Genomic DNA, 22,910 nt, shown 5'->3' on the forward strand with positions numbered 1-22,910 from the left:
CCACCCGATGAGCACTCTGGACGACGCGGCCCTGCTGGCCGCCGAACTGCTGGCCCGCCGCTGGCTGCCGCGCCAACACCCCAAGGTCAAGCGCGCGCTGATCGATGCCGACCTCTGGCAGGCCACACAGGAGCGCCTGGCCCAGGTGGGCCTGCGCCTGATCGACAACCTGTATGCCGACCACGTCAGCGTGGCGCTGCTGCGCCCGGCCGAAGCCAGCGTGTTCGGCGAAGCGGGCCTCAACAGCCACAACAACATCGACCTGCCGCGCGACGCGGTGTCGCTGCTGGTGGTGCTTTGGGCGCTGATCGTGCTGCCCAAGCGTGAACGCCAGCAGGCCCGCGCCGCGAGCGCCGACGGCGAGCAGCAGAACGACATGTTCGGCAAGGAACGCCCGCTGCCCACCGCCGCCAGCGTCAGCCCGCTCGTGTCCTACCGCGCGCTGCTGGCCGACTTCGGCGTGCAACTGGGCAAGAAGACGCGCATGGACGCCAACCTCAAGCGCCTGGAGAACCACGGCTTCATCACGCGCAAGGGCGAAGACATCGCCGAGGGCCCGCTTCTGGACCTGCTGCTGGACTACGACGCGCTGGCGCCGCGCATCCTGCAGGGTGCGCTGGGCGATGTGCTGGCCCAGGCCAAGCAGCTGGCCGGCGCGCTGCCCCTGGCGCTCACGCAGCCGCCGCTGGAAGAGATCCCTGACGAGGACGAGCTGGCCGAGGACGCGCTGCTGGCCGCCGACGCCCCGGCGGCCATCGATGCCGCCCCGACAACAGGCTCATCCGATGAGCCTTCCGCCACCCCTGACACCCCGGCCTGATCGCGATGTTTCACCTGCAAAGCCTTGAACTGCTGCACTGGGACTACTGCCAGCGCCTGACCCTGCCGCTCGACGGCGCCATCATCACCGTGGCCGGGCCCAACGGCTCGGGCAAGACCACGCTGCTCGATGCCATGCGCACGCTGCTGGGCCTGGATTGCTCGGGCGGCCGCAACTACAAGACCTACGCCCGCCACGCCAACGCCGACAGCGCCTGGCTGCGCGCCACGGTCGACAACCGCCCGCGCAACCGCCAGTCGAGCAACCGGCCGTTTGCGCGCTGCCTGCTCTACAGCGATGTCGTCACGCTGGTGTGCCGCATCGACCGCAACGGCGGTGACTGGACGCGCCGCTACCTGATGGTCGAAGGCGACGTCAGCATCGAGCAACTGATCGAGCGCGGCAGCTCCGGCGACCGCGACTGGCTGGGCATCGACAACTGGCGCAAGCGCCTCGAAGGCGCAGGCCTGTCGCGCGCCATCGCCAAGGTGCTGGCGCTCGAACAGGGCCAGACCGACCGCCTGTGCGAATACAGCCCGCGTGAACTGCTGCGTCTGGTCTTCGACGTGTTCGGCGACCAGGAGGTGCTGGACCGCTACGACGAAGCCCGCAACCACCAGAAGCAGCTGCTGCAGGAAGTGGAAGCGGCCGAGCGCGAGCTCTCGCACGGCAAGGCCCAGCGCGCCGAGCTCGAATCGCGCGTGAACCTGTTCCGCCAGTACGAGCTGAAGTGCCACGAGCGTGAAACGCTGGCCACCGAGGTGGTGCCCGTGCTCAGCAGCCACGAAACGCGCAAGAGCCTGGCCACCAAGCTGCGCGACCTGCACCGCCAGCGCCTGCAGTCCAGCGCCGACCGCCGCGCCCACGGGCAGGTCAAGGCCGAACTGCTGCAGCGCCTGCAGGACCAGACCGACGCCGCCGCACGCGTCGAGGCCATCGAAGCCCAGGTGCGCACCGCCCGCCGCCTGCAGGAAGAAGCCCGCGATGCCGAGCGCCCGACCGAGGCCCTGGTCAAGCGCGCCGACGAACTGGCCGGCCTGGCCGTGGTCGAGGGCGATGCCGACAAGCTCACGCTGCGCATCGCCGAACTGAGCGAGCACAAGCAGAAGCTCTCGGCGCAATGGCAGCGCCTGAAGGACCAGCGCGACGACGCCCAGCGCGCGTACGACGCCCTCAAGGGCCAGCGCCAGGCCCCGCCGCCACCCGACGTCAGCCGCTTCACGCGCACGCTGACCGAGGCCGGCATCGCGCACCACCTGATCGCCGACATCATCGAAATCACCGATGAGAAGTGGCGCGCCGCGGCCGAAGGCGTGCTGCGCGGCAGCCGCTGGGTGGTGGTGCTGGCCAACCCACGACAAGAGGCTCAGGCCATGAGCCTGGCCGAAAAAGAGCGCTACCGCCACTACATCGTGGCCGATGCCGAAGACGCGCCCGCCAAGCCCGATGCCGACAGCCTGCTGGCCGTGCTGAAGTTCAGCGCGCCGGCCCCGCGCTGGTTGCTGCGCCAGCTGGAGAACATCCAGCGTGTGGCCAGCACCGAAGCGGGCGTCAAGCTCAAGGGCGAGTGGATCACGCCGGAGGCCTACCACCGCGATGGCCGCGGCGGCCGCTCGGTCTGGGTCGACCCGGGCCAGCACCAGTTCGGCGCCTCGGCCGTGGCCGCACGCCGCGCGTCGATCGAGGCGCGTCTGGCTCAGCTCGATGAAGACATGACCCGCGTGGTGCGCGACCAGGCCTTCTTCGACCGGCAGCTGCAGGATGCCCGCAAGGCCACGCAGGGCTTCACCGCCGCGGCCGAGCTGGCCGAGCGCGAAGCCGAGTTCAGCGAAGCGCGCCGCCAGCTGCCCATGCTCAAGCAGGCCCGCCAGGAAGCCGGCGAGCGCTGGCAGCAGGCCGAGGCCCAGCTCAAGCGCGCCGTGGTCGAGCAGACCAACGCGCAGCACGCCTACCGTCAGGCCCAGGAGCGCCTCGCCCACATCGAGCAGCGCAGCGCCCAGCACGAGCGCGAATGGCAGGTCCGCTTCGACGACGTCATGGCCCAGGCCGTGATGGCGCGCGAGGTCAAGCTCTCGCTGCCCGCCGCATGGCGCCGCCCCGCCCGCATCGCCGACATGCAGGCCCACTACGGCAACGCCACCCAGGCCCGCCTGCGTGCCGAGGCCGTTGAGCGCGAACTGAACGAAGGCCAGTGGGAGACCGATGGCACCGTGATCGAACAGCTCACGCTGATGAACGCCAACGTGCTGCGCCAGGAAGACGAGCTGGGCCAGCGCAAGGCCAGCAACGTGGCCGCCGGCATCGCGGTCGACAACGCCCGCGCGCGCTACACCGACGTGCTCAAGGCCACGGTGCGCCGCTACCGCAAGAACATCATCGAACTGGGCCAGCTGGCCGGCGTGGAAGTCAACGCCGAACTGCCCCACCTGGATGGCGACGACAGCGTGCTGCGCCAGGCCGAACTGCGCGTGCACTTCAACTTCGACGGCAAGGGCGCCATCGGCCTGAACGACGGCGAGGCCTCGGGCGGGCAGCAGGTCATCAAGTCGCTCATCCTGCTGGTCGGCCTGATGAAGGACGACGAGACCCCGGGCGGCTTCGTCTTCATCGACGAACCCTTTGCCCACCTCGACGTGCGCAACATCCAGCTGGTCGGCCACTTCCTGCGCAGCACACGCGCCCAGTACGTGCTGACCACGCCGATCACGCACAACGTCGAGGTGTTCGAGCCCGCCGACATCACGCTGGTGACGGCCAAGAAGCCCAAGGGCGCACGCTGGGCGCCGCCGATCGGCGTGCTGCAGCGGCGCATTCCGGCCGACGTGTACTGACGCCCCCAGACGAGGCCCGCATCGCGCGGGCTTCGCACTTTTTGGCCGCACGCGCCAGGCACCGCGGCGAATGTCGGCAGATGCGCCCCCGCGTCGCCGCCCGTGGCCCGGTCGCCCGCGTTTCCCCTGAAGGCACCCCGGCAGGGGCCCCGGACACTCGCTTCAAACCCCATTCAGGAGCGAACCATGATCCGTCTCTTCCCTGCCCGCGTGGCCGCGCGGGTGCTGGCCCTCGGCGTGCTTGGCGCCTCGGCTGCGCACGCCGGCTACTTTCAGTGGGAGGCCGTCGAGCTGCCGGCCAGTTCGGGCGCCAGCTGCGGCAACGGCACGCCCTACCGCTTCTTCGTCAACCGCACGCCCTTCACCAGCAAGACCGTGGTGATGTTCGAAGGCGGCGGCGCCTGCTGGGACCAGGCCGCGTGCAAGGGCGGCACGCTGCTCGATGCCGTCAACCCCGACGGCATCCCCGCCAACTACATGAGCGACTTCAATCGCCAAGCGCACTGGGGGCTGGTCACGCCGTTCACCGCCCGCGTTCACCCCCTGCAGGCGGTGCAGACGCAGAGCTGGAACATCGTCTACGTCACCTACTGCACGGGCGACGTGCACACCGGCAACAAGGTCGGCGTCTACAACAACGTCGACCCGAGCCAGCCGCTGGCCTACTACCACCGTGGGGCCGTCAACGCGAAGGCCGTGGCCGCCTGGATGGCGAAGAACATGAAGCAGCCCGAGCACCTGATGCTCACGGGTTTCTCGGCCGGTGGCGTGGGCTCGGCGGCGCTCTACCCGGCTTTCCGGGAAACGCTGGCCCCGAAGAAGATGGCCCTGCTGTCCGACTCCGGCCCGCTGTTCGACGTCCCGAAAAACGCCACGCCGACCCAGGCGCCTTCGGTGCTGCTGCACAACAAGATCCGCACCGTGTGGGGCCTGGACGGCCCGCAAGGCCTAGTCACCGAGCTGATTGCCAGGTACCCACAGGCGGGCTCGGCGGACAACCTGGGCAGCATCACCGCCGGCCTCGGCAAGATCTTCCCGAAGGACCGGATCGGTTACGCCAACTTCCAGGAGGACACCAACTTCTCGGCCTTCTCGTACCAGAAGTTCTACCCGGAGATTGCGAATGCGCCGGACGAGGCCACGCGGCTCAAGCTGCTGAACCAGAAGTGGCGCCAGGAGTTGACGCCCTGGGTGGCGCAGATGGAGACACAGCCCAACATCGGCTACTACATCCCCAACAAGCGCGAACTCAATGGCTCGCACTGCCTGACCATCGTGACCTTCGGGGGCACCAGCATCGTCGAGCGCGGCCTGAGTTCGGTGAAGTCCTTCGTCGACAACCTGCTCGATGGCACCGGGCCGGTGATGCGTGCGTGGGAGGCCAACCCCACCTCGCAGCGGGTGCTGCTGTCCGACTGGTTTGCCGACTGGCTCGCCCCGCTGATCCCCTGAGGCAAAACGCGGGGGCCCGCCTCAGCTGGCCGCCCGCTTCACGAAGACCAGCGAGGCGCCCAGCGCCATCAGCACGCCACCAAAAAGGCGATCGCGCACGCGGCGTGCCGAGGGGCGCTTCATCAGGCGCTGCAGCCCAGCCGCCACATGGGCATAGCCCAGCCGCATCACGATGAGGTCGATCACGACGCTGGTGGCCGAGCAGATGAGCAATTGCAGCCACAGGGGCCGGGCCGGGTCCAGGAACTGGGGCAGCACCGCGACCATGAAGACAATGCCCTTGGGGTTGGTGACGTTGGTGAGCACGCCTTGGGCGAAGCACACGCGCGCCGGCGTGGCGGCCGTCACGGCCATGCGCCAGGTCGCGCCACCGGCCGGTGCATCGGCCACCACCTCGGGCTCGCGGTCGGCCGCGCGCCATTGGCCGATGCCCAGCCACACCAGGTAGGCCGCGCCGGCCCACTTCAGCGCGGTGAAGGCCTGCTCCGAGGCCAGCAGCACCGCGCCCAGCCCGACGCCCGACACCAGCAGCACGGCCACCAGCCCCACCTGCAGACCCAGCACACCCGGCATGACCCCACGCACGCCGCGCGCCATGCTGTGCGTCATCGTCAGCAAGGCGCCCGAGCCAGGCGACACCGAAATCAAGGTCATGGCCGCGACATAGGCCATCCACACGTGCAGGTCCATGTCGGCACTCTAACCCGCCTACGCCGGAAACGCAGGACAATGCGGGCCTGCCCGTGCGGCCAGCGCGCCTCAGCGCGACCGGCACGGCGCCCCCGCCGCCTCCGTCTGCCTCGCCTCGTGTCCACCGCCCTGCCCTCTCGCTCCGCCACGCCCCAGATCCCCATCCTGCCTGCAGCCCCGGCAGGCAACGCGGCGCCCGGCCCGGACACCGGCACACTGAAGGCCGGGCAGCACCTCCGCGTGCTGGCGCTCATCCCCCCGATGACGCAGCTCAACACGCCCTACCCCTCGACCGCCTACCTGACCGGCTTTCTGCGCTCCCGCGGTGTGGCCGCGTTCCAGGAGGATCTGGCGCTGGCCCTGGTGCTGAAGCTGCTGTCGCCCGATGGCCTGACTGCCCTGCGCGCGCACGCCGAGGCGGTGCCCGAACGGGGCCGCAGTGCCACGCTCCACACCTTCCTGGTGGAGTTCGATCGCTATCACGCGACCATCGGCCGCGTGATCGCTTTCCTGCAGGGTCGCGACCCGACGCTGGCCCACCGCGTCAACACGCGCGGCTATCTGCCCGAGGGCCCGCGCTTTCAGAGCCTGGACAACTATGTCGACGATGAGAGCGGCGACCCGCTGGCCTGGGCCTTCGGCGCTCTGGGCCTGCAGGATCGCGCCCGGCATCTGGCCACCCTGTACCTGAACGATCTGGCCGACGTGCTGAAGCAGGCAGTCGATCCGCGCTTCGAATTCGTGCGCTACGCCGAATCCATCGCCGCAAGCCAGCACAGCTTCGATCCGCTGGCGCAGGCCCTGGCCGCGCCGCCCAACCTGATCGACACCACGCTGGCCGAGCTGACCCTCGCCGCCGTGCTACGCCACCAACCCGACCTGGTGCTGCTGTCCGTGCCCTTCCCGGGCAGTGTGTACGCGGCACTGCGCATGGCGCAGACGATCAAGGCACAGCACCCCACGGTGCGCATCGGCCTCGGTGGCGGCTTCGTCAACACCGAGCTGCGCGAGCTGGCCGAGCCCCGCGTGTTCGATTTCGTCGACTTCGTGACACTCGACGCCGGCGAGCGCCCCCTGCTCGCCTTGCTGGAGCACCTGGCCGGTGCCCGCCCCACCGAACAGCTGGTGCGCACCTTTGTGCGCGACGAAGCGGGCGCCGTGCGGCTGATGCGTCACCCGGAGCCAGATGTGCCCTTCGAGCACGTCGGCACACCGACCTGGGACGGCCTGCCGCTGCACGACTACCTGTCGCTGCTCGACATGCTCAACCCGATGAACCGACTGTGGTCGGACGGGCGCTGGAACAAGCTCACGGTGGCGCACGGCTGCTACTGGAAGAAATGCAGCTTCTGCGACGTGAGCCTGGATTACATCTCGCGCTATGAAGCGGCCTCAGCCGCCGAACTGGCCGATCGCATCGAGGCCATCGTCAAGGAGACCGGTCAGACCGGCTTTCACTTTGTCGACGAAGCGGCGCCCCCGAAGGTGCTGCGCGCCCTGGCTCACGAGCTGATCCAGCGCCAGCTCGGCATCTCGTGGTGGGGCAACGTGCGCTTCGAAAAGTCCTTCACGCCCGAGCTGTGCCAGCTGCTGGCCGACAGCGGCTGCATCGCCATCTCGGGCGGGCTGGAGGTGGCCAGCGACCGCCTGCTGCAGCTGATGAAGAAGGGCGTGTCGGTGGAGCAGGTGGCGCGTGTCACGCGAGCCTTCAGCGACGCCGGCATCTTGGTGCATGCCTACCTGATGTACGGCTTCCCCACGCAAACCGCGCAGGACACGGTGGACGCGCTGGAGTACGTGCGCCAGCTGTTCGAGAACGGCTGCATCCAGTCCGGCTTCTTCCACCGCTTTGCGTGCACCGTGCACTCGCCGGTGGGGCAGGATCCCGCCGCCTATGGCGTGACGCTGCAGCCGCTGCCGGCGGGTGGCTTTGCGAAGAACGACGTGGCCTTCATCGACCCCACGGGCGTCGACCACGACGCGCTGGGCAAGGCGCTGAAGAAGGCCATCTACAACTTCATGCACGGCATCGGTCTGGATGCCGACGTGCGCAGCTGGTTTGATGTGCGCGTGCCCAAGCCCACGGTGGGGCGACACCGGATTGCCAAGGCGCTGACTTCACCGAGCGGCGCGCGCTGACAAGAAAAAAGCGGACCCGAAGGTCCGCTTTGGAGCGAGGGCGCTGCGGGGCGATGCCCGCGTACGCGCCCGGCGCGTCGATCAGGCCGACTTGCGGCGACGAGCGACGAAGCCAGCGACGCCCAGGCCAGCGACGGCCAGAGCCAGCGACTCGGGTTCCGGCACAGGGGCCAGGGTCGCAACACCGCCGAATGCGCCAGTGGCCTTGACGTCCAGCGTGTACGAACCAGCGCTCAGCGGATAGTTGAGCAGCGAGTACGTGTAGGTGGTGGAGATCACGGGGCCCGAGGCGGTCGACGACGATGCCAGCGAGAAGGCAGTGCCGTTCAAGGACACGCTGCTGATCGGGGCACCGGTATCGAACAGGCCGGGAATGGTGATCTGCACGCCAGCCACCGAGCTGGAGAACAGATAGTCGGAAGACAGGGTGAAGGTGAAGCTGGTGTCGCCGATGCCGCTCAGATCAGCCTTCAAGCCGCCACCAACGGGCGAAAAGGACAAAGCCGCAGCTTGGGCGGACGCTCCTGCTGCGATGAAGGCCGCTGCAGCGACCAAGGACTTCAATTTCATAAAAACTCCCATGAGGGTTAAAAAAACCGTGCATCAAGACCGCATGAGAGGATCATCAGCCGGCGTGAATTTGTCACACTCAGTTATACATCCAGGTGTTCCGTCACCCAATCCCCAGAAAAGGGGTTCTGTGGTGACACGAGGACGAGGCGCCTCTCAAAGCCGTAACCAAGTGTCAGCCAAGCAATTTTTGGTCGCCACCCCGCATTCCGGTGATCCCAGTTTTCTGAAAAGGCAACCCACCGGGCAGGCAAAGAAAAAGGCCACCCTCGGGTGGCCTTTTGGCTGATGCGCAGCAGCGATGCTGCGCAGCGCGGCGAGATGCCTCAGGCAGCCAGACGCTGCTCCAGCTTCGCCTTGGTGGCGGGCATGGCGGCAGGCAGGTTGTACGACAGCTGGGTGAACAGCTCGTCGTGCAGCTTCAACTCCTGCTGCCAGGCGGCCTTGTCGATGCCGATCACCGACTGGAACTGGTCCTTGGTGAAGTTCAGGCCGTTCCAGTTGATGTCTTCATACGTGGGGCTCACGCCGAAGGCGTTTTCCACGCCGCCGGCCTTGCCTTGCAGGCGGCCCAGCATCCACTCCAGCACGCGCATGTTCTCGCTGTAGCCCGGCCAGACGAACTTGCCGTCGGCGCCCTTGCGGAACCAGTTCACGCAGAAGATCTTGGGCAGCGCGTGGCCGGCGCCCTGCAGCTTGGCGCCCAGGTCCAGCCAGTGCTGGAAGTAGTCGCTCATGTTGTAGCCCATGAAGGGCAGCATGGCGAACGGGTCACGGCGCACCACGCCCTGCTGGCCGAAGGCCGCAGCGGTGGTTTCCGAACCCATGGTGGCGGCCATGTAGACGCCTTCGGTCCAGTCACGGGCCTCGGTCACCAGCGGCACGGTCGTCGAGCGGCGGCCGCCGAAGATGAAGGCGTCGATCGGCACGCCGGCGGGGTTGTCCCATTCCGGGTCCAGCACCGGGTTGTTGGTGGCGGCCACGGTGAAGCGGGCGTTCGGGTGAGCAGCCTTGGTGCCCTTTTCCTTGGCGATGGCCGGGGTCCAGTCGTTGCCCTGCCAGTCGATCAGGTGAGCCGGGGCCTCGTCGGTCATCGACTCCCACCACACGTCGCCGTCGTCGGTCAGGGCCACGTTCGTGAAGATCACGTCGCGGTCCAGCGACTTCATGCAGTTGAAGTTGGTCAGCGTGTTGGTGCCCGGGGCCACGCCGAAGTAGCCGGCTTCCGGGTTGATGGCGTACAGCTTGCCGTCGGCACCCGGCTTGATCCAGGCGATGTCGTCACCGATGGTGGTGACCTTCCAGCCGTTGTAGCCCTCGGGCGGGATCAGCATGGAGAAGTTGGTCTTGCCGCAGGCCGACGGGAAGGCGGCCGCCACGTGGTACTTCTGGCCTTCGGGGTTGGTCACGCCCAGCAGCAGCATGTGCTCGGCCAGCCAGCCCTGGTCGCGGCCCATGGTCGAGGCGATGCGCAGCGCGAAACACTTCTTGCCCAGCAGCGCGTTGCCGCCGTAGCCCGAGCCGTACGACCAGATCTCGCGCGTGGCGGGATAGTGGACGATGTACTTGGTGTCGGGGTTGCAGGGCCAGGCGACGTCCTTCTGGCCTTCGGCCAGCGGGGCGCCTACGGTGTGCACGCACGGCACGAACTCGCCATCGGTGCCCAGCACGTCGATCACGCCCTTGCCCATGCGGGTCATGAGCTTCATGTTGACGGCCACGTAGGCGCTGTCAGACAGCTCGACGCCGATGTGGGCGATGTTCGAACCCAGCGGGCCCATCGAGAAGGGCACGACGTACAGCGTGCGGCCGGCCATCGCGCCCTTGAACAGGGCGTTGTCACCGGTCTGCAGCTTGGCGCGCATTTCGGCCGGGTCACACCAGTTGTTGGTGGGGCCGGCGTCTTCCTTGCGCTCGGAGCAGATGAAGGTGCGGTCTTCCACGCGGGCCACGTCGGACGGGTGCGTCCAGGCCAGGTAGGAGTTGGGGCGCAGCTCGGGGTTCAGCTTCTTGAACGAACCGGCTTCGACCAGCTTGGCGCACAGGCGGTCGTACTCTTCGGTGCTGCCGTCGCACCAGTAGATGTCCTTGGGCTGCAGCAGCGCAGCCATCTCGGCCACCCAGGCGATCAGTTTGGCGTTTTTGACGTAGGCCGGCGCATTCACCTGCGCCGCTTGTGCGGAAGTGGACATGAAGAAGCTCCAAAGTAGTAAACAGGGTCTCGACAGCGCAAGGCCACATCGCCCGTTGCGGGGTTTGCGCTCTCGACACCCTGCTGGACCGCAGCGTCCAGCTCGGGTCTGGGGCCAACGGGTAGGTCGGCCTGGCCGGTGGGCTGCGGGCTGATGCGCACACCGGCGGTTCATGTCCTTCTTCCGGGCGGGGTCGCCACCGGGAGGTCGGGGAGCCCTGCACTCCGATCCGGAGGCGTCAGGGGTCTCACAGTTTAGTCGACTCCGGGCCTTTGCGGTGCCCCCCGTGGCGGTGGGGTCATCCCTGCCGGGGCGAGAACGAGGTCACAGAAGCGTCAGCCTTTTGTATGCTGGCATGCGACATGAACACCGAACCGATGCCCTGCCCCCTTCGCCGTACGCTGCTCGCACGCGTCCCCGCCCTCCTGTGGGGCGCCGGACTGCCCGCTGTCACACAGGCGCGCCCCGCCTCACCGGCCAGCGGCGGCGCACCGGTGGTCGGGGTCGATCCGATCCTGGTCGAGGGGGGGCTGACGGCCCGCTGGTGGGCGGCCATGGCCCGCGACCTCGGGTGGGCGGCGCGCTGGGCACCCCTCGCATCCGGGGCGCTGCTGACCCAACTCGAACAGGGACAACTGGATGCTGGCCTGTACCTGGGACACCCGCATGCGGCCCGCCTGGAAGCCCAGGGGCTGGTGCACAGCCGCACCGTGCTGGCCCGCACGCTGGTGTACCTGACCGGGCCGGATGCCGACCCGGCCGGCATCCGACAGCAGACCGACCTCCGGCAGGCGCTGGCGCAGGTGCTGCTGGCCCAGGACGCGGGAGCAGCCCGTTGGGAGGCGCCTGCGCCCGACTCGGCCCTCGGGGCCCTGGTGGCCCGGCTGACACAGGACCGGCCCACGGCGCGGCTCGACCGCGGCACGGCCCTGTCGCGCGCCACCACCGACAAGGCCGCAGCCCTGGCTCCCTATGCCCTGACGACGCGCGCGCAATGGCAGGCCCGGAGCACCCCCCCCGGCGTGCGGGTCTGGGTCACGGGGGGGCCTGAACTCGCCCTGCCGGCCGAACTGGCGCTGCCGTTCCGGCGCCGACATCCGGGCGCGCAGTTGCTGCTGAAATGGATGCAGGGGCCGCTTGCCGAGGGCATCTGGCGCAGCGCGCGCCCCGGCTGGCTGCCGGCCTCGGCATAAGGGGGCGCCGATGGGCTTTGCTCCCGCTGCGCAGGCCGCCCTGGCGTCCAGCTTTCAGATCGCCGCGTTGACCGTGCTGGTGTGCACGCCGGTGGCCGTGGCCCTCGCCGCGTGGATGGCGCGCGCGCCCTGGCGCGGCAAGCTGATCGTCGACACGCTCATCCTGCTGCCGATGGCGTTGCCTCCCGCGGTGGTGGGGCTGATTCTGGCCGGTGGCCTGCGCGCGCCCGGCGGACCGAGCGACTGGCTGGCGGTGCACACCGGATGGCAGCCCGGGCTCTATCCGGCCGGGGCCATGCTGGCCGCCGTGCTGATGACCTTGCCGCTCATGGTGCGCGTGCTGCGGCCCGCCTTCGAGGCCGGTGATGCCATGCTGGGGCCGGTCGCGCGGACGCTGGGCGCCAGCCCCTGGCAGACGTGGTGGACGGTGAGCCTGCCGATGGCGTGGCCGGCGGTGCTGTCGGCCGCGGCCCTGGGCCTGGCTGCGGCCTGGGGCGAAACAGGCGCCACGCTGGTGCTCGCCACGGTGCTGGCGCCCCACCCACCCGCCGAGCCCACCGACACCGCCCCGCTGGCCCTGGTGGCCGCGCTGCGGCAGGCCGATGGCGGGGTGGCATGGCAGCTGGCCTGGGCGTCGCTCGGTGTGGCGGTGGTGGCCATGCTGCTGTCGGAGTGGGGCCGCGCGCACTGGCGGCAGCGCGCCCGGCAATGGGCACGCCCCGCCGCCGGGGCCCCGGCGTGACGGCGCCAGGGGGCCCGCTGCCACGGGCGTTGAGCGTCGAACTGCGACTGCAGCGGCCTGGCCTCGACATCCGCGCGCAATTCCGCGTGGCGCCCGGGCGGGTGTGCGCACTGGTGGGGCGCTCGGGCTCAGGCAAAACCGCCCTGCTGAAGGCCGCCGCGGGACTGGAGCCCGCCCTCGGCGGCCGCGTGGCCCTGGGGCCCGACCCACTGTACGACTCGGCGGCGGGCCTGAACCTGCCCGCCCACGCCCGCCGCCTCAGCTGGCTCGATGCCGACACCCACCTCTTCCCGCATCTGAGCGTGCAGGGCAACCTGCTGTACGGACACCGGGTGGGCGGTGGCGACCGCGGGCCGCGCATGGAAGCGGTGGCGCGCTGGCTCGAGCTCGAGACGCTGCTGACTCGCCACGTGACCGCGCTGTCGGCCGCGCAGCGGCTGCGGGTGGCCCTCGGCCGGGCCTTGCTCGCCCATCCGCATGCCCTGCTGCTCGACGACCCGCTGGGCCGCGTCCCGGTCGAAGCGCATCCCGCGCTGCTGGAGCTGCTGGCGCAGGTGCCCACCCGCTTTCGCCTGCCCATGGTGCTGGTCACGCCCAGGATGACCGAGGTGATCCACCTGGCCGACGAGGTGGTGGTGCTGCATGAAGGCCGCATGGCGAGCGCCGGCCCGACACCGCACATCCTGTCGGACGTGTCGCTGTCGTCGTTTCTGGAAGGCGATCAGGCGGGCAGCGTGTTCGAGGGTGTCGTCAAACGGCACGATGTGACCTGGCTGCTCAGCGAGGTCGACGTGGCTGGCCAGCGCGTGACCGTGCCGGCGACCCTCCATCCAGTCGGCAGTCGGGTGCGCCTCAAGGTGCGCGCGCGGGACATCGTGCTGCACCGCCAGGCCCCGGTGGACACCAGCGTGTCCAACCACCTGCGCGGACGGGTGGTGCAGGTGATGCTGGCCGGCGAGCACGGGACCTACGGCGCGGTGGCCATCGAGCTGGACCACGCGGTGGACGCGAACGGGCAACTGACCGGCCCCGCCGTGTCGCTGTGGGCCCTGCTGACGCGCAAGTCCATCCAGCAGATGGGCTGGGCGCCGGGCCAACCCTGCCTGATCGGCTTCAAGGCCATGGCCGTGTCCGTGTCGCCCTGGCACTGAGCCGAGGAGGCGCAGCGGGGCGCGGTTATGCTCGGCAGCCTGCCCTCATCTGTGCCGGAGCCCCCCATGCCATCAGACCGTCGCGTGCTGTCCATCAACACGGCCCCAGCCCGGCCGATGGAGATCGAGGGTCGGCGCATCCTGAGCGCCATCGGCAAGCAGTCCGTGAGCACACCGACCGAGCCTGCGCGCATCGCGGTGGGCCCCATGGGGCTGGCGGGCGATGAACAGGCCGACCTCACCGTGCACGGCGGCCTGAGCAAGGCCGTGTACGCCTACCCGCACGAGCACTACGCGTTCTGGCAGACGGTGCGGGCGCAAGCGGGCGTGCAGGCCTGGGATGAGGCCCTGCCAATGGGGCTGCCGGGCGAGAACCTGACGGTCACCGGCCTGTTGGAGACCGACGCCTGGATCGGTGACCTGCTGCGCTTTCCGGATTGCACGCTGGCGATCAGCGAGCCGCGCCGGCCCTGCTACAAGTTCGCGGCGGTGATGGGCTTTCCGCAGGCGGTGAAGATGATGGCCCAGTCGGCCTGGTGCGGCTACTACCTGGCCGTTCGGGTGCCCGGCACGATCGCCGCCGGCGAGACCTTCGAGGTCATTCCCGGCCCGCGCGAGGTCAGCATCGCCGACCTGTTCCGCGCCAAGATGCGCAAGGACGCGGCCTGAGCCCGCTCAGTCCTCGTCGTCCCAGCGCTTGAGCGCCCGGCGGACGTCGTCCAGCCACTGCCGCTGCTCGGCCGACGAGGCCAGCGTGCGCCGCGCCCAGTCGGGCCGTTGCGACGGTCGCTTTGCCAGCGCCACGCTGAGGGTGGCCGCGCCCTCGGTGCGCGCCAGCTCGATGGCCGGCAGACCGCGCCAGGTGAAGCGCACCGGCGTGCCGGTGCCCTGCTCGGTCAGCGGGCGGCATTCGCGCAGGCTGCGGCGCAGTGCGACCAGGGCCTCCTCCGGCTTGTAGGCCGGCAAGGCAAAGAAATCACCCAGTTCGTCGGACATCGGGCCCCTCCAGATTGCGCACCCCGGCCGCCACGTGACCGGCCGGCACGTGCGGGGCGGCGTTGTCGACATGGCCAGTCTGGTCGTCGATGAAGAAATCCGGCTCGAACTCGCGCAGGAAGGCGCCCTTGGGCAGACCGCCCAGGAACAGGGCCTCGTCGACCTCGATGCCCCAGTTCATCAGCGTGCGCAGCGCGCGTTCGTGGGCCGGGGCACCGCGCGCCGTCACCAGGGCCGTGCGCACCCGCATGGGCGCCAGCACCGCGGGCTCGCCGGTGGCGGCTTCGTGCTCTTGCGGCGCCTGCTGTAGGGCATGCAGCGCCAGCAGCAACGGCTTGAAGGGACCGTCGGGCAGGGGCAGGCTCGCGCGCTCGACCTCATGGCGCTGGAAGGCATCGAGCCCGCCTTGCTGGTAGACCTGCTCGGCCTCGTCCGAGAAAAGCACGGCGTCGCCGTCGAAGGCGATGCGGACCTCGTTGGGGTGCGCCTCGCCGGCGCGGGCAGCATGCGGCAGCACCCGGGCCGCCGGCACGCCCTCGGCCAGCGCGGAGCGCACATCCGGCTCGTTGGCCGACAGAAAGAGGTTGGCATGCAGCGGCCGCAGATACCGCCAGGGGGGCTCGCCGCGTGTGAACACCCCGCGCTCGATCGGCAGGCCATAGTGGCGCGCCGAGCGGAACACACGCATGCCCGACACCGGGTCGTTGCGCGACAGGATCACGACCTCCACCCGCGGGCGCCCGGGCGCATTGAAGGCCAGCAGCTTGCGCACGAGCGAGAAGGCCACGCCCGGGCGTGCAGGCTCGTCCAGCCGCTGCTGTTGCAGCTGCATGTAGGCACGGTCGTCGCTGCCTTCGAAGAGGCGGTTTTCCTCTTCGAAGTCGAACAACGCACGCGATGAAATGGCCACGACCAGCTGGCCGTCGAGCGAGGCAGGCATGGGCCCATCATACCGAGGCCGCAGGCTCAGAAGATGAGCCTCGTGCCGCGCTCAGTGCGTGAAGCCCATCGGATTGCGGCGCCCACCGGCCTCGGGCAGATCCCGCGGCTCGATCTCGTGTCGGCCGTCCAGCTTGGCGTTGCCGAAGGCCGTCATCAGCGCGCGGCGCATCTCGCGCGGCGCCAGCCTGCCGAGCGCCGCCAGCACGGCCTCACCGGGCTCGGGGGCAAAGCGCGCACCCCAGTCGTGGTCGGCGCAGAGACGGCGATACAGCCGCGTGGCGATCTTGCGGGCGGCCTCCTCGTCCGGCATGTCGACCTCGAAGACGTTCATGCGGTTGAGGATGGGGTCGGGGATGTCGCGCGCGTTGTTCGCCGTGGCCACCCAGATCACCTGGCTGGCGTCCACCGGCACCTCCGCGAACTCGTCGGTGAAGCTGCCGGCGGTGTCGTGCTCCAGCAGGCTGTAGAGCGAGCCCAGCGGGTCGTAGGCGTGCTCGCCGCCGGCCTTGTCGATCTCGTCGACCACCATGACCGGGTTGGCGTACTGGCCATCGACCAGCGTCTCGAAGACCTTGCCGGGCCGCGCACCCTTCCACTGACTCGACGCGCCCGACAGCACCCAGCCGGCCGTCATCGAGCTCATCGACACGAAACCCAGCCCGGTGCCCAGCAGCTGCGCCACTTCGCGGGCGAAATGGGTCTTGCCCACACCGGGCGGGCCCAGCAACAGCATGGGCGTGATTTCGAGCGCGTCGCGGCTGTCGCTGCACAGCGCGAGCTGGCGCCTCAGGTCGTCGAGCACCTCGTGGAAGTTCGGGAGTTCGTCGTACAGGTGTGTCATGGCGGGCAGGCCCGATGGCTTCACCTGGAAGCGGTCGGCGCCCTTCTCCAGCATGCGCTCGTAAGTAGCGCGCAGGCTCTCGTGATCGCGCGGGGGCAGCTTGCCCAGCCGACGCTCCACCTCGTCCAGCCGGTACACCGCCCGCATGTGGGCGATGGGGATGCGCCCGTGGATCGGCGCCTCACGCGAAATCGGAACCAGTTCGGTGCAACTGCTCATGCCAGCCCTCCAGACAACCCGGTACACACAGGGCCATTGAAGCAAGCGCCGCGCCATGCGGTCACGCCGACAAAAGGCCCCGGTGCCAGTCTTATCACCAGACCGACGCCCCTTCCAGGGGGTTGCCCCCGAGCGGGCGCCAGCTTTGCGCACAATGCGGGGTGGCCCTCGAAAAGGCCCGACAGGGAGCTTTCAAACGGTGACAGAAGCAAACACCGGCACGCGGGGGCAGATTGCCGCCGCAAAGATGCTGGACCGCCTGGGGCGGTGGTGGTGGTGGGTGATGCTGGGCATTGCGGTGCTGTGGGGCATGGCGACGTGGCCAGCACCGAGCGCCTCGCGTGGGGCGGTAACGTGGCTGTCGCACGCCCTGGTGGCCGCGCCGCCCGACCGACAACCGACCCACCGGGCCGTGCAGCTGCCGCATGCCTGGCGCGAAGACGGCCTGCCCACCAGCGGCGGCGGCCGCTACGCGTCCCGCTTCGTGGTGCGGCCCGCGCAGCTGGAGGACGCCCGCCACAGGCCCTGGGCCCTGCGCTTCGACCGACTGTGCCAGTCGCATGTGATCCGTCTGAACGGCGAGCACCTGCACGTGACCACGACCGACTCGCGCGCGCTCTCCTTCCCGGCCGGCTACCTGATCAACGTGCCGGCGGCCCTGCTGCGCACCGGCGAGAACACGCTCCAGGTCGACGTGGGCTGCAAGGCCCAGGGCGGCATGTCGCTGCCCTTGATCGGCCCCACCATCGACCTGCGCGGCGAGTTCGTGCAGCGACAGATCCTGGCGCGCTGGGTGCCCGTGGGACTCAACCTGGCCTGCGTCACCTTCTCACTCTTCCTGGTGGCGCTGTGGTGGCAACGCCGGCAGGAGCGCGCCATCGGGCTGTTCGGCGCGCTCTACATGATCACCGCCCTGCGCAACGCAAGCTACTTCGTCGAGGTGGACCTGGGCACGGCACCGGAGTTCGATTCCTGGATGCACCTGAGCGCGCACACGGCCAGCGTCTGGCTGATCGGGCGCTTTGCGATGGCGTTCACGGGCCAGCAGCGACGCGGCTACGAGCGCGCCCTCGACCTGGCGGGCGCGTCCTTTCCGCTCCTGGCGCTCGCCCTCTGCGCCTGGGATCCGATGCTCGACACGGTCCGGCGGGTGTTGCAGCCCGCCCTGATTGCGCTGTCGCTGCCCGCATTGGTGATCCTGCTGCGCGACCGCACGTCCGGGCAGGCCGTGCCACAGCGCTACCTGGCCGTCGGGCTGGCCTGCGTGCTGATTGCCGGGCTGCATGACTACCTCGCCATCCGGCAGATGGGGCACATCGAGGCCCTTCCCTGGATCGCCTGGGCCATCCCGCTGGGCCTGGCGCCCTTCACCCTGGTCGTGGTCGGCCGCGTGGTGCAGGCTTTCAACGCCATCGAGGCCGACAACGCCACCCTGGAGCAGAAAGTCCAGGCCCGCACGCAGGAACTGGCCGACGCCAACGCGGCGAAGAGCCGCTTTCTGGCCGCCGCCAGCCACGATCTGCGCCAACCCGTGGCCGCCATCGGCCTGCTCAACGACCTGCTGCGCGAGCGCCTGACCGACCACCAGGCCCGCGACCTCAGCGAGCGGCTCAGCCACGCGGTGGTATCGATGGAGAGCCTGCTCAAGGGGCTGCTCGACCTGTCCCGGCTCGATGCCGGCACCGTGGACGTGCAGCCGCGCGCCGTGCCGCTGGCCGACCTGCTGGGCGACATCGTGAGCCACGAGGCGGAGGCCGCCCGGCGCAAGGGCCTGTCGCTGCGCGTGCACGCCGGACAGCACCAGGCCTGGAGCGACCCCTTGCTGCTCGAGCAGGTGCTGCGCAACCTGGTGGGCAATGCCGTGCGCCACACCGAGCGAGGCGGCGTGCTGGTGTCGGCCCGACCCCGCGCCGGGCACCTGCTGCTGCAGGTGTGGGACACGGGGCCCGGCATCCCCGAGGCCGACCAGGCGCGGGTGTTCGAGGAGTTCGTGCAGCTGGGCAATCCGGCGCGCGACCGTCATCAGGGGCTGGGCCTCGGTCTGGCGATCGTGCGCCGTGCAGTCCGGCTGCTGGGCCACACGCTGACGCTGCGCTCACGTCCCGGTCATGGCACCTGCTTCACACTGACCGTGCCGCAGGCCACAACGCGCGCTGAGACGCGTCCCCCGGCTCGGGCCACAGCCGAGCCAACCACCCCGACACCGCTGCCGCCCTGGCGGGTGCTGCTCGTCGAAGATGAGGCCGACATCCGCGCCAGCCTGACCCGGCTGTTCACCGGCTGGGGGCTGGAAGTCCGCAGCGCCGCCAGCCTGGCCGACGCCCGAGCGCTGCTGGCGCACCCCTGCGATCTGGCCGTGAGCGACCACCGGCTGCCCGACGGCACCGCACGCGATCTGGCCGGCTGGCTGGCCGACCGGCACCCCGGCACGCCCCTGGTCATCATCACCGGTGACACGGCACCGGACCGGCTGGCCGACCTGGCGCGCACCGGCCTGCCGGTGCTGCACAAACCGTTCAGCGCCAAAAAAATGCGGGCCATGATCGTGGAGACCATGGCCCGCGTGACGTGATGACAGCGTCCGAAACAACCTTCAGGTTAACGCCACAGGCGCGCGGTCGCCATCCTCCGTTCGGTGGATGGGGTAAACCGCCCCTTTGCGCAGCCGGCCCTCAGGCCTTGAGGTTCATGCCCGCCTTGGCCACCGCGACCACGGCCTGCGTGCGCGTGTTGACCTTCAGCTTGCGGAAGATGGCGCCCAGGTGGGTCTTCACCGTCGACTCCGACAGGTTGAGCTGGCGGCAGATTTCCTTGTTGGCCTTGCCCTCGACCAGCAGGCGCAACACGTCCATCTGGCGCGCCGACAGGCCCATGGCGTTGCGCGGCAGGTCATCGTCCAGGTCATCGTCCCAATCGTCTGCGTCGTGCATGGCGTACATGGCCGGCAACGGCGGCAGGTACACCCCGCCAGCCAGCACGCGAGACAGCGCCTCCTGCATCACACCGGCCTGAACGGTCTTGGGGATGAAGCCCGAGGCCCCTGCGTCGATGGCCGAGATGATGGTGTCCGGCCGGTCGTCGCCCGACAGCACCACCACCGGGATGTCCGGCGCCATGGCCCGCCAGCGCTCCAGCGTGCGCACGCCATGGCAGTCGGGAGGCAGGCTGAGGTCCAGCAATGCCAGCCCGACATCCGGGTGCTCGGCGAGCACGGCCGCAGCCTGGGTCAGGTCACCGGCCTGCAGCACCTGCAACGCCCCGCCAGGCAGGCTGAGCCGATAGGTGATCAGCATGCTGAGGCCATCGCGGAACAACGGATGGTCGTCGATCAACAAAAGTTTCATGCTGCGGTACGCGTGACAAAAAATTACACACGCTCATCCTAACGGTGGATGAAGTCGCCCCGACAGGCCTGGCTCAAATTCCCGACGCGTGCCACACCCGCCGGGTCACTTCACCCAGGTGTTCATCTGCATGATCGGCAGCATCACCGACATCACGATGAGCATCACGACCAGCCCCATGGCCACGATCAGCAGGGGCTCGAGCACCGTGGCAATGGCGAGTGCCTTGCGCTGCACCTCGGCACCCAGCTGGTTGGCGGCCCGCTGCAGCATCAGCGGCAGCTGACCGGTCTGTTCGCCCAGGCGCGCAAACATCGCCAGCAGACCCGGAAAGCGCTTCTTGGCGGCCAGGGCCGAGGCCAGCGGCGCCCCCTCGCGCACCTGCACCAGCGCCTCCATGGCATCGGCCCGCATGGCGCGGTTCGACAGCGTCTCGGCTGCGGCCTGAAGGGCCTTCAGGATGGGCACGCCCGAGCCAGCCAGCATCGCGAGCGTGCCGGCGAAACGGGCCGCGTTGTACCCCCGCGAGAGCCGCCCCAGAATGGGCAGCCCCAGCCAGAACGCGTCGAACTTCAGGCGGAACCCCTCGTTGCGGCGCCCCACCATCAGCCCGGCAAACCCGGCGCCCAGCACCAGCCCCAGCAACCAGCCCCACTGGCGCATGAAGGCGCTCAGCCCCAGCATCACCTGGGTGAGCATGGGCAGCGCGCGCTTGCTGCTTGAAAACACCTGCGCCACCTGCGGCACCACGAACACCAGCAACGCAACCACGATGACCACTGCGAACAGCGACACGATGGCCGGATACAGCGTGGCTCCGATCAGCTTGGCCTTGAGCGCCTGCTGGTCTTCCAGGTCGGTGGCAAGCTTGTCGAGCACGGTGCCCAGCTGGCCGCTCTGCTCGCCCGCCGCCACCACGCCGCGGTACACGTCGTCGAACTCGCGCGGCGAGCCCGACAGGGCCTGCGCAAAGGGCGCACCGGCGTTCACCTCGGCGCGCAGGTGCGACACCAGCTCGCGCTGGCGTGGGTCTTCCGCCTCGTCGGCCAGGGCCGTCAGGGCCCGCTCGAGCGGCAGGCCGGCCACGACCAAGCCCGACAGCTGCCGTGTCCAGATGGCCAGCGCCGTCGGATTGAACACCCGGCGCGCGAACAGCTGCCTGGAGCCGACCGAACCGGCCTTGTCGGCCGCCATCACCTGGTCGACCTTCATGGGCACCAGGGCCTGGGCGCGCAACTGGGCGCGGGCGGCCTTGGGGTTGTCGGCCTCGACCAGACCATTCATGGTCTTGCCGGCGGCATCGAGCGCTTCGAAACGGTAGGCGGGCATGGCGGGTTTTCCGTGGGGCGATTACTCGCGGGTCACCCGCAAGACCTCTTCCAGCGAGGTCACGCCCTCGGACACCAGGCGGTCGCCGTCGTCGCGCATGGTCTTCATGCCGTGGCGCTGGGCGTGATCGAAGAGCGTCGCCTCGGCCGCCTGCGCGTGGATCAGCGCACGCAACTCGTCGTCGGCCACCATCAATTCATAGACCCCCGTGCGACCCTTGTAGCCGCTCATGCCGCACTCGGGGCAGCCCACCGGGTGCCAGCGGCCCTGCTCGTCCTCGCGCTTGCAGTGCACGCACAGCTTGCGCACCAGGCGCTGGCCCAGCACGCCCAGCAGCGAGCTCGACAGCAGGAAGGGCTCGATGCCCATGTCGGTCAGGCGGGTGACGGCGCTGGGCGCGTCGTTGGTGTGCAGCGTGGCCAGCACCAGGTGGCCGGTGAGCGAGGCCTGCACGGCGATCTGGGCGGTCTCGAAGTCGCGGATTTCACCGATCATGATGACGTCCGGGTCCTGGCGCAGGATGGCGCGCAGGGCTTTGGCAAACGTCAGCTCGATCTTCGCGTTGACCTGGGTCTGGCCGATGCCGGGCAGCTCGTATTCGACCGGGTCTTCCACGGTCAGCACGTTGGTCGTGGCGGCATCGACCGTGCTCAGGCCCGCATACAGCGTCGTCGTCTTGCCCGAGCCGGTGGGGCCCGTCACCAGCACGATGCCGTGCGGCTGGCGCAGCAGGCGCTTGAACTGCGCCAGCGACTCGCCACTCATGCCCAGCGATTCCAGCGTGAACTTGCTGGTGTCGCCCTTGTCCAGAATCCGCAGCACCGCACGTTCGCCATGCGCCGAGGGCAGCGTCGACACCCGCACGTCCACCGCACGGCCGCCAATGCGCAGGCTGATGCGACCGTCCTGCGGCAGGCGTTTCTCGGAGATGTCGAGCTCGGCCATGATCTTCAGGCGCGAGATCAGCGCAGCGTGCAGCGCCCGGTTGGGCTGCACCACCTCGCGCAGCGTGCCGTCGACCCGGAAGCGCACCGCCGAAGAGCGCTCGTAGGGTTCGATGTGGATGTCGGAGGCGCCGTCCTTCGCGGCCTGCGTCAGCAGCGCGTTCAGCATCCGGATGATGGGGGCGTCGTTGCTGGACTCCAGCAGGTCTTCCACCGCGGGCAGGTCCTGCATCATCCGGGACAGGTCGACGGCGCTTTCGACCTCGCCGACCACCGCCGCCGCACTGCCCTCGCCGGCCGCATAGGCCACGGCGATGCGTTGATTCAGCGCATCCGCAGCCTCCAGCTCGATCGCGTGCACGACAAAGCGCCGCATCACTTCGGACAGCGCCGACGGCGACACGCCAGGACTGGCCCACAGCGTCGCGCGGGTGTCGCCTACCTCGAGCAGCAGGCCCTGGGCCCGGGCAAAGGCATACGGAAGGGGATGGCGTGCGCCCATGTCAGTGTCTCCG

General features: G+C 69.5%; 18 protein-coding genes. 9 read left to right on the plus strand and 9 right to left on the minus strand.

Features of this window, described 5'->3' with window-relative positions; translation table 11 throughout:
- The first annotated feature begins 7 nt into the window (after window positions 1-7).
- From DEH84_RS15775 to DEH84_RS15785, 3 genes are all read left to right on the plus strand, one after another.
- Window positions 8-820, plus strand: a complete 813-nt coding sequence (locus DEH84_RS15775) for a DUF4194 domain-containing protein (RefSeq protein ID WP_109037706.1) — start codon at window positions 8-10, stop codon at window positions 818-820.
- Window positions 821-825: 5 nt separating this feature from the next.
- Window positions 826-3,651, plus strand: a complete 2,826-nt coding sequence (locus DEH84_RS15780; RefSeq protein ID WP_109037707.1) for an ATP-binding protein — start codon at window positions 826-828, stop codon at window positions 3,649-3,651.
- A 186-nt stretch (window positions 3,652-3,837) separates the two neighbouring features.
- The gene (locus DEH84_RS15785; protein ID WP_109037708.1) at window positions 3,838-5,103 is read left to right on the plus strand and encodes a pectin acetylesterase-family hydrolase; all 1,266 of its coding nucleotides are present in this window, start codon (window positions 3,838-3,840) and stop codon (window positions 5,101-5,103) included.
- A gap of 21 nt (window positions 5,104-5,124) precedes the next feature.
- Here the strand turns inward: DEH84_RS15785 and DEH84_RS15790 are convergent, their stop codons facing one another.
- Window positions 5,125-5,793, minus strand: coding sequence for a LysE family transporter (locus tag DEH84_RS15790; RefSeq protein ID WP_109037709.1), 669 nt, complete (start codon window positions 5,791-5,793; stop codon window positions 5,125-5,127).
- A gap of 261 nt (window positions 5,794-6,054) precedes the next feature.
- Here DEH84_RS15790 and DEH84_RS15795 point away from each other — a divergent pair, with 261 nt between their 5' ends.
- Entirely contained in the window at window positions 6,055-7,932 is a 1,878-nt protein-coding gene (locus tag DEH84_RS15795; RefSeq protein ID WP_109038444.1) for a B12-binding domain-containing radical SAM protein, read from the plus strand.
- An 81-nt stretch (window positions 7,933-8,013) separates the two neighbouring features.
- Here DEH84_RS15795 and DEH84_RS15800 read toward each other — a convergent pair whose 3' ends face one another.
- Complete coding sequence (locus DEH84_RS15800; RefSeq protein WP_109037710.1) at window positions 8,014-8,514, minus strand: FxDxF family PEP-CTERM protein; 501 nt, start codon at window positions 8,512-8,514, stop codon at window positions 8,014-8,016.
- A 314-nt stretch (window positions 8,515-8,828) separates the two neighbouring features.
- Window positions 8,829-10,694: a phosphoenolpyruvate carboxykinase (GTP) gene (locus DEH84_RS15805; protein ID WP_109037711.1), complete on the minus strand. Its 1,866-nt coding sequence runs from the start codon at window positions 10,692-10,694 to the stop codon at window positions 8,829-8,831.
- Between the two features lie 362 nt (window positions 10,695-11,056).
- Between DEH84_RS15805 and DEH84_RS19165 the strand changes: the two genes are divergently transcribed.
- The 4 genes from DEH84_RS19165 to DEH84_RS15820 all read left to right on the plus strand — a co-directional run bounded on the left by DEH84_RS19165 (window position 11,057) and on the right by DEH84_RS15820 (window position 14,449).
- Complete coding sequence (locus tag DEH84_RS19165; RefSeq protein WP_159098997.1) at window positions 11,057-11,887, plus strand: substrate-binding domain-containing protein; 831 nt, start codon at window positions 11,057-11,059, stop codon at window positions 11,885-11,887.
- A 10-nt stretch (window positions 11,888-11,897) separates the two neighbouring features.
- Entirely contained in the window at window positions 11,898-12,629 is a 732-nt protein-coding gene (locus tag DEH84_RS15810; RefSeq protein ID WP_109037712.1) for a molybdate ABC transporter permease subunit, read from the plus strand.
- Window positions 12,630-12,658: 29 nt separating this feature from the next.
- Window positions 12,659-13,780: a molybdenum ABC transporter ATP-binding protein gene (locus DEH84_RS15815; protein WP_159098998.1), complete on the plus strand. Its 1,122-nt coding sequence runs from the start codon at window positions 12,659-12,661 to the stop codon at window positions 13,778-13,780.
- 66 nt (window positions 13,781-13,846) lie between these two features.
- Window positions 13,847-14,449: an MOSC domain-containing protein gene (locus tag DEH84_RS15820; RefSeq protein ID WP_109038445.1), complete on the plus strand. Its 603-nt coding sequence runs from the start codon at window positions 13,847-13,849 to the stop codon at window positions 14,447-14,449.
- Between the two features lie 6 nt (window positions 14,450-14,455).
- On the opposite strand, the gene DEH84_RS15825 is transcribed toward DEH84_RS15820, so the two are convergent.
- From DEH84_RS15825 to DEH84_RS15835, 3 genes are read right to left on the minus strand one after another with little or no spacing between them, the layout of a single operon-like run.
- The gene (locus DEH84_RS15825; RefSeq protein ID WP_109037714.1) at window positions 14,456-14,776 is read right to left on the minus strand and encodes a hypothetical protein; all 321 of its coding nucleotides are present in this window, start codon (window positions 14,774-14,776) and stop codon (window positions 14,456-14,458) included.
- Window positions 14,757-15,716, minus strand: coding sequence for a 5'-nucleotidase (locus tag DEH84_RS15830; protein WP_109037715.1), 960 nt, complete (start codon window positions 15,714-15,716; stop codon window positions 14,757-14,759). Before DEH84_RS15830 ends, DEH84_RS15825 begins: the two co-directional genes overlap by 20 nt.
- A gap of 51 nt (window positions 15,717-15,767) precedes the next feature.
- Window positions 15,768-16,778 (minus strand): AAA family ATPase, encoded by a 1,011-nt coding sequence (locus tag DEH84_RS15835; RefSeq protein WP_109037716.1) that lies wholly within the window; start codon window positions 16,776-16,778, stop codon window positions 15,768-15,770.
- Window positions 16,779-16,977: 199 nt separating this feature from the next.
- Here DEH84_RS15835 and DEH84_RS15840 point away from each other — a divergent pair, with 199 nt between their 5' ends.
- Window positions 16,978-19,350 (plus strand): ATP-binding response regulator, encoded by a 2,373-nt coding sequence (locus tag DEH84_RS15840; protein ID WP_159098999.1) that lies wholly within the window; start codon window positions 16,978-16,980, stop codon window positions 19,348-19,350.
- A gap of 100 nt (window positions 19,351-19,450) precedes the next feature.
- On the opposite strand, the gene DEH84_RS15845 is transcribed toward DEH84_RS15840, so the two are convergent.
- The 3 genes from DEH84_RS15845 to gspE all read right to left on the minus strand — a co-directional run bounded on the left by DEH84_RS15845 (window position 19,451) and on the right by gspE (window position 22,897).
- On the minus strand, window positions 19,451-20,122 hold the full coding sequence (locus tag DEH84_RS15845; RefSeq protein ID WP_109037718.1) for a LuxR C-terminal-related transcriptional regulator: 672 nt from the start codon (window positions 20,120-20,122) through the stop codon (window positions 19,451-19,453).
- Window positions 20,123-20,227: 105 nt separating this feature from the next.
- Window positions 20,228-21,451 (minus strand): type II secretion system inner membrane protein GspF, encoded by a 1,224-nt coding sequence (gene gspF, locus DEH84_RS15850; protein WP_109037719.1) that lies wholly within the window; start codon window positions 21,449-21,451, stop codon window positions 20,228-20,230.
- Between the two features lie 21 nt (window positions 21,452-21,472).
- A complete protein-coding gene (gene gspE / locus DEH84_RS15855) occupies window positions 21,473-22,897 on the minus strand; it encodes a type II secretion system ATPase GspE (RefSeq protein ID WP_109037720.1) in 1,425 nt (474 codons plus the stop codon).
- Window positions 22,898-22,910 lie beyond the last annotated feature (13 nt).

Origin of the sequence: Aquabacterium olei (assembly GCF_003100395.1) — a bacterium.
Classification (GTDB): domain Bacteria; phylum Pseudomonadota; class Gammaproteobacteria; order Burkholderiales; family Burkholderiaceae_C; genus Aquabacterium; species Aquabacterium olei.

Excerpts from the sequence above, each read along its gene's own strand:
- DEH84_RS15775 (WP_109037706.1), top strand. The coding sequence starts at position 8 with ATGAGCACTCTGGACGACGCGGCCCTGCTGGCCGCCGAACTGCTGGCC.
- DEH84_RS15780 (WP_109037707.1), top strand. The coding sequence starts at position 826 with ATGTTTCACCTGCAAAGCCTTGAACTGCTGCACTGGGACTACTGCCAG.
- DEH84_RS15785 (WP_109037708.1), top strand. The coding sequence starts at position 3,838 with ATGATCCGTCTCTTCCCTGCCCGCGTGGCCGCGCGGGTGCTGGCCCTC.
- DEH84_RS15790 (WP_109037709.1), bottom strand. The coding sequence starts at position 5,793 with ATGGACCTGCACGTGTGGATGGCCTATGTCGCGGCCATGACCTTGATT.
- DEH84_RS15795 (WP_109038444.1), top strand. The coding sequence starts at position 6,055 with ATGACGCAGCTCAACACGCCCTACCCCTCGACCGCCTACCTGACCGGC.
- DEH84_RS15800 (WP_109037710.1), bottom strand. The coding sequence starts at position 8,514 with ATGGGAGTTTTTATGAAATTGAAGTCCTTGGTCGCTGCAGCGGCCTTC.
- DEH84_RS15805 (WP_109037711.1), bottom strand. The coding sequence starts at position 10,694 with ATGTCCACTTCCGCACAAGCGGCGCAGGTGAATGCGCCGGCCTACGTC.
- DEH84_RS19165 (WP_159098997.1), top strand. The coding sequence starts at position 11,057 with ATGAACACCGAACCGATGCCCTGCCCCCTTCGCCGTACGCTGCTCGCA.
- DEH84_RS15810 (WP_109037712.1), top strand. The coding sequence starts at position 11,898 with ATGGGCTTTGCTCCCGCTGCGCAGGCCGCCCTGGCGTCCAGCTTTCAG.
- DEH84_RS15820 (WP_109038445.1), top strand. The coding sequence starts at position 13,847 with ATGCCATCAGACCGTCGCGTGCTGTCCATCAACACGGCCCCAGCCCGG.
- DEH84_RS15825 (WP_109037714.1), bottom strand. The coding sequence starts at position 14,776 with ATGTCCGACGAACTGGGTGATTTCTTTGCCTTGCCGGCCTACAAGCCG.
- DEH84_RS15830 (WP_109037715.1), bottom strand. The coding sequence starts at position 15,716 with ATGCCTGCCTCGCTCGACGGCCAGCTGGTCGTGGCCATTTCATCGCGT.
- DEH84_RS15835 (WP_109037716.1), bottom strand. The coding sequence starts at position 16,778 with ATGAGCAGTTGCACCGAACTGGTTCCGATTTCGCGTGAGGCGCCGATC.
- DEH84_RS15845 (WP_109037718.1), bottom strand. The coding sequence starts at position 20,122 with ATGAAACTTTTGTTGATCGACGACCATCCGTTGTTCCGCGATGGCCTC.
- gspF (WP_109037719.1), bottom strand. The coding sequence starts at position 21,451 with ATGCCCGCCTACCGTTTCGAAGCGCTCGATGCCGCCGGCAAGACCATG.
- gspE (WP_109037720.1), bottom strand. The coding sequence starts at position 22,897 with ATGGGCGCACGCCATCCCCTTCCGTATGCCTTTGCCCGGGCCCAGGGC.